The sequence below is a fragment of the Plesiomonas sp. genome, assembly GCF_051650925.1.
Classification (GTDB): domain Bacteria; phylum Pseudomonadota; class Gammaproteobacteria; order Enterobacterales; family CAMTGL01; genus Plesiomonas.
In genome coordinates, this window is sequence record NZ_JBOFRH010000330.1 from 1 (window position 1) to 6,556 (window position 6,556).

Here is a 6,556-nt window from a genome sequence, read left to right on the forward strand (position 1 = left end):
TTACCGCACAGTGTGGTACAGGATAAATCGGCTAATTTCATCACTAAATAGCCAATTTTAGTGATAACTAATCCGTAATATCACAATATTTACCTATTATTATCTAAACTGTTTACTGAATAAAAACTGCAAACAACGGCTATCAACTGTGACGAATGATTCAATTTCCAGCGCAAAAATGTTAATTAACTTGTTAAATATATGTTTAACACCCTAAGATAAGCCGCACACATGCTTATTACAAAATAGCATGAACACCACTCTATTTATTACTTAATAAGCTTACTGTTATTGACTATAACAAGATCGCTTTTCCCCCATTCCTCTATCGGTCGTAATAAGTTGTACAGTATTGATTACGGCATGATGTATGAGGAACACTTGGAGAAACCTGCATGAATATGAGTACACCAATGCTGGTCACTTTCGTCATTTATATTGCCGGAATGATCCTGATTGGGTTGCTTGCCTATCGCGCAACCCATAATTTTGATGATTACATTTTGGGCGGACGCCGTTTAGGTAGTCTGGTCACCGCTCTCTCGGCCGGTGCATCAGACATGAGCGGTTGGTTACTGATGGGGCTGCCTGGAGCGATATTTCTTTCCGGCATTTCAGAGAGCTGGATAGCCATTGGCCTCGTCATTGGGGCCTATCTTAACTGGAAGCTGGTGGCCGGCCGATTGCGGATACAAACCGAAGTCAATGATAATGCACTGACGTTGCCAGATTACTTTACCAGTCGCTTTGAGGATAAGAGCCGCTTATTGCGCGTAATTTCCGCACTGGTTATTTTGCTATTTTTTACCATTTACTGCGCTTCTGGTATTGTTGCCGGAGCTCGTTTATTTGAAAGCACCTTCGGGCTAACCTATCAAACCGCTTTATGGGCAGGCGCGGCAGCCACTATTTTATATACCTTTGTGGGTGGTTTTTTAGCTGTCAGCTGGACAGATACCGTACAAGCTAGCCTGATGATTTTTGCGCTGATCATTACGCCCGTGATGGTGATATTAGCCGTCGGGGGAATTGATAGCTCCATGCTTGCCATTGAAGCAAAAAACCCCGCTAACCTTGATATGTTTAAAGGGCTAAATATCGTTGCCATTATCTCTCTGATGGGCTGGGGCTTAGGCTATTTTGGCCAACCTCATATTCTGGCCCGTTTTATGGCTGCCGACTCGCACCATACAATTCGTAATGCCCGCCGTATCAGTATGACCTGGATGGTATTATGCTTAGGAGGTGCTGTGGCAGTGGGTTTCTTCGGTATTGCCTATTTCAGTGCTCATGTCGACCAATCGGCAGATGTCATGCAAAACAGCGAGCGTGTTTTCATTGAGCTAGCCATGCTGCTATTTAATCCGTGGGTTGCCGGCGTACTGCTCTCTGCCATTTTAGCGGCCGTAATGAGTACCCTCAGCTGTCAATTACTGGTGTGTTCCAGTGCCATTACCGAAGATTTGTATAAAGCATTTTTACGTAAAAATGCCAGCCAAGCCGAATTGGTCTGGATTGGCCGCTTAATGGTACTGGTGGTAGCGCTAATTGCTATCGCGCTGGCAGCCAACCCGAATAATCGGGTGTTGGGTTTGGTGAGCTATGCATGGGCAGGCTTTGGCGCAGCATTTGGTCCGGTGGTATTAATCTCATTGCTCTGGCCAAGAATGACCCGTAACGGGGCACTGGCCGGCATGTTAATCGGGGCAGCAACGGTGATCATCTGGAAACAATATGCGTGGTTTAACCTGTATGAAATTATCCCAGGTTTTATCCTCTCATCGCTAGCGATCATCCTGTTCAGTGTGTTTGATGCCCCACCATCAGCCACCATGTCTCGCCGTTTTGCCGAAAGCGAGCAAAAATATCGGGAAAAATAAGCCAAGACTTACCCTCAACGCGCGTTTAATGACTCAAAGGCACATGACTAATGTGCCTTTTACTTTGTTTATTCTGCTCCACCACACATACAGGCATTATGCTGCTCTCAGCTGACATTACACAGGTTTTCCCTTTGTTTTCCCCTGAATCTGTGGATAAGTTGTCATTCAAGGCTCAAAACTCTGATATATCATTGTGTTACAGTGAATACCTAATTTAATAACCTTATAAAAAACAATAATTTTTTATTCTGGCATACTTAAATCAACACGACTTTTATTTAAACGCGTATTTCTTTTACTACTCTTCACATACCACTCTTCACCACATCATGCTGATATAATCTCCTCACTGTATAGAGATACCAAGTGTTATCACACCAAGAACGCTATGCAGAAAATAGATCCCGTTGATCGTAGAAACACCAGAGGAAATGACACTCTGAATTGCATACTCTTTCATAAACAGTAAAAAGTCTGTTATTGTGGTAAAACTAAACGCACAAGCTACATTAAACGGTAAACTTTTGTATCAAATAGCCAGCCCCCCTTTGCCAAGCAGCATGTTGTTATAAAGAGTGATAATTTTACGCCGTGTGCATATCCCCTAAGAGAGTTATCGCAGTATCTTCACACTCAAAAAACAGATAGATCTTTTCATTTTTTAGATAACTAATAAATACAAATCCAATACAACTACTCAGTAACAAACAATCCGTACATCTTTTTATTGGTTAAAAAGAGATAATTACACCGTCAACTTCGTGTGTAATTCTGATAACAATCAAGTAAGTTTGATTTATCTTCAGGTTTTATCCCTATTTTCGGGGTTACTGTTATTGCTAATAGCAAAACTTGGATATAAAATGAATTAAACGTATACCAAAGCAATAACGTCACTATTTATAGCGTATCTCCGGCTCACTCTGGCAGCATAAAGTATGAGTTACGCTCTAATGAACTTATTATAGATATTCACTATTGTGCCTAGGAATTTTCTCAAATGAACGAAGATATTATCAAACTGTTATCTAACATCCGTTCTTTACGCGCATTTGCTCGTGAGCAATGCACGCTGACCGAACTGGAAGATATGCTGGAAAAACTGACTGTTGTTGTCGGTGAAAAACGCGAAGAGCTAGAAACTAAAGCCGCTGAAGAGGCAGAGAAAAAGAGCAAGCTAGAAGCTTATAAGAAGATGCTGGCTGATGATGGCATTGATCTGAGTGAGCTGCTTGATATTGCCAGCAAAACATCCGTAAAAAGCAGCAAAGGCAAGCGCGCACCACGCCCAGCTAAATACGAATTCTCTGACGAGAATGGCAATACTAAAACTTGGACAGGCCAAGGCCGTATGCCATCATCACTGGCTAAAGCCATTGAAGATGGTGCGAATTTAGAAGACTTCGCAATTAAAGTTCAACTATAAGATAAATGTTGATAAGCTTTAATCAAAGTCAGCCGCTTATTGCGGCTGACTTTTTTACTCTGTGGTAACACCAAAATAGCAACACCCAAAACCGTTCTTTACTCAACATCAAATGATGTAGGATCATGGTGATCCCATCGCTCTATTCTAAAAATCAGCCCGAAAAATCATTATCAAAGCAGCACTTAGCCATCATTGTTAACATATTCTCATTAACAATGATCCTTAAAAGAAAAATTTTAATATTACATATTGATTCTCAAACGTTAATTTTGAGATATCCATGCTGAAGTGTACCTCTCACTTCAACACTCTAACTATTTTACGCTCTCATAATTTTTCTGCATCTCATCGGGTGCAATACCGTATTCATAATCAGCAAGATACCCTTCTTTATAGACAACCATACCTTTCGGATCCCAACTTACCGCGATCACAGCCGTTTTTTGATCATGGCTGTTTAACAACGTTAAGATCTTTTCATCTATTTTTATCGCCTTGATGGTTTTCGTTCGCTTAAAACGAGCAAATGTAGTGTCAGTTGGCATACCGTCATACACCTGAGCCCATTTCTCTTTGGGCACTAACCACTCATTAAATATATTGCCGGCAACAGCAAATGGCATCCGCGCGATAATCACATTATCCGTAATAACATTGGTGGTCTCGAGCTTATATCCACCTTGGCCATCTGACACATAAGTAGGAAAATGTTGCCCTATTTCTGTTTTATTCGGTAGACGACCTAATGTCACCGTTCTTTTACGGTACTCATTTGCATGTTCAAATGCTTGCATAATAGCGGGGATATCTTGAAATTTAACGGGTTCAGCCGCATAAACAAGCGAAGTATTTAGCACAATTAGCGTAGCAGTAATGCCTATTTTTATTATATTCATGACAATAAATCTCATTTTGGTATAACAGCGTCGGCTACAATACAAACAAAGCCCCCATCAGACAAGAGACTAAAAATATCGAGTAAGCAAAACATGATAAACATACCAAATAACCACAACTTAATATGGCGAACTGCACAGTCTGTTTCTAACGCTCACTATTTTGAACTGAGCAAAGTACCCACTTAGAGAGAAGTTTGACTTAAATAGAAGTATCCCCTCTAATCTTCGGATATGATCACTGCCAGAATCGTTACTCTCTTAGCATGTACTGTATTACATACCCAGTTTAAGGTAAGCACGCGTGATCGCCTCTATTGACATGGCTTCTTTAGCCCTTTTTATCCCGACCTTTTTCTTTGTTTCTGTAACACCAGGAATGTGTATGACTTTTGCCATGACACTCGGCATGTCGGTTGGCTTACGCCGCACATTTTCAATGATGTGGGGAGAGTTAATCGGTGTTGCACTGGTTGCTATTTTATCGGTAATAGGCGTTGCGACATTAATGCTGAATTACCCAACCCTTTTCCACATTTTTAAACTTATCGGCGGAGCATATTTGGTCTACTTGGGTATTCAAATGTGGCAGTCAAAAGGGAAAATGGCCATTCCCGCCCAGACTGGTCAACATACACACGCTTCACGAACGGCTCTGGCGATACAAGGCTTTTTTACGGCCATTGCCAACCCCAAGGGCTGGGCATTTATGGTTTCACTGCTCCCCCCCTTTATCCAGCCTGACCGCGCTCTAGCTCCACAATTGAGTGTCTTGGTTGGCATCATCATGATCACTGAGTTTAGCTGTTTAGTCTTGTATGCCAGTGGTGGACGCACGCTGCGCCATTTCCTGCAAAAAAGTGGTAATGTGCGCCTAATGAACCGCATCGCAGGCAGCTTAATGCTGCTGGTCGGTATTTGGTTAGCTTTTGGTTGATCCGCTGCCATATATCGCCGCCACCATGTTAATTAAATGTAAATATCACAATATTCAAATGGTGATTTATCACACAAAAAAATAATTGCATTTTACTGAATGTAAATGATTGTGTCCCTCACGGGCTTGGTGCAAAATGCGCATAGCAGAATAGCCGACGTTGTAAAGCGTCGGTTATTTTTTTGCTTTTTATTTGCTGATGAGGCCGGAGCTATTCCGGAAATGATAATTTTATCGGTGTGCGAAATATCGCCACTCTATTAACAAAATTAAGACGTAAGGAAAGACCCATGCAACTATTCGCGTTTATGCGCTGCAGCAGCAGCGATTATGGGGCAGCACCTGTTCATTCTGCGCACCATAACGCCTCTTCGCTCTACCGTAATGCCCCTATATCGACCATGCAGTCTTCTGCTGCATTCGCTTGTAAAGTGTTGTCGATAGGAGGGTGCAAGAATGGTTGCTAATACACATTCAGCCGCAAAGCCCCAACTAAAAAAAACACTGACCTTGTGGCAGGTTGTAATGATGGGCCTTGCTTATCTGACCCCCATGGCGGTTTTTGATACTTTTGGTATTGTCACCGACATCACCCATGGCCATGTAGTGACCTCTTATGTCATTGCACTCGCCGGCGTTCTTCTTACAGCACTAAGTTATGGCCGCTTAGTCGGGCGATTCCCTTCCGCAGGTTCCGCCTATACTTATGCGCAAAAAGCGTTTAACCCTTATATCGGTTTTATGGTTGGCTGGTCATCATTACTTGATTACCTGTTTATGCCGATGATTAACGCATTGTTGGCGAAAATCTATTTAACCGCACTGTTTCCGAATGTTGAACCATGGATCTTTATTTTTGGTTTCGTCAGTCTGATGACGTTTCTGAATTTACGCGGGATCAGCTTGGTCGCAAACCTGAACAGCCTGATTGTTACCGTACAAATCTCAATCATTGTGGTCTTCATTGCACTGCTTGCGTATGGTGTTTATCACGGTGAAGGCCTAGGTACGGTTGCCAGTACCCAGCCATTTTACTCGGCCAATGCACAAATGCTGCCCCTACTGACCGGAGCGACTATTCTGTGCTTCTCTTTTCTGGGGTTTGATGGCATCAGCTCGCTTTCAGAAGAGACTCAAAATGCACAGAAAGTGGTGCCTAAGGCTATCTTTTTAACCGCGCTGATCGGTGGTGTGATTTTTGTAACATCATCATATTTTTTACAGCTCTATTTTCCGGATATTTCGCGCTTTACCGATCCAGATGCCGTGTTACCGGAAATTGCCCTGTATGCCGGAGGAAAACTCTTCCAATCTGTGGTGTTGTGCTTAACCACAGTGGCGGTGTTAGCATCAGGCATGGCCTCACATGCAGGGGTTTCACGCCTGCTGTATGTCATGGGGCGTGATGCAG

Annotated in this window: 5 protein-coding genes; 4 read left to right on the top strand and 1 reads right to left on the bottom strand. The window is 42.6% G+C overall.

Translation table 11 applies throughout. The features are described 5' to 3' along the window. The first annotated feature begins 395 nt into the window (after positions 1–395). Together putP and ACRC27_RS07710 are read left to right on the top strand one after the other, a co-directional pair. A complete protein-coding gene (gene putP / locus ACRC27_RS07705) occupies positions 396–1,880 on the top strand; it encodes a sodium/proline symporter PutP (protein WP_438621778.1) in 1,485 nt (494 codons plus the stop codon). A 1,003-nt stretch (positions 1,881–2,883) separates the two neighbouring features. Further along, positions 2,884–3,309, top strand: coding sequence for an H-NS family histone-like protein (locus ACRC27_RS07710; RefSeq protein WP_438629354.1), 426 nt, complete (start codon positions 2,884–2,886; stop codon positions 3,307–3,309). Positions 3,310–3,626: 317 nt separating this feature from the next. On the opposite strand, the gene ACRC27_RS07715 is transcribed toward ACRC27_RS07710, so the two are convergent. Continuing rightward, positions 3,627–4,223, bottom strand: a complete 597-nt coding sequence (locus ACRC27_RS07715) for a hypothetical protein (protein ID WP_438639575.1) — start codon at positions 4,221–4,223, stop codon at positions 3,627–3,629. Positions 4,224–4,530: 307 nt separating this feature from the next. On the opposite strand from ACRC27_RS07715, the gene ACRC27_RS07720 reads away from it, so the two are divergent. After that, positions 4,531–5,145, top strand: a complete 615-nt coding sequence (locus tag ACRC27_RS07720; RefSeq protein ID WP_438629358.1) for a LysE family translocator — start codon at positions 4,531–4,533, stop codon at positions 5,143–5,145. 456 nt (positions 5,146–5,601) lie between these two features. Then, on the top strand, positions 5,602–6,556 hold a 955-nt coding region (locus ACRC27_RS07725), incomplete at its 3' end, for an APC family permease (RefSeq protein WP_438639576.1).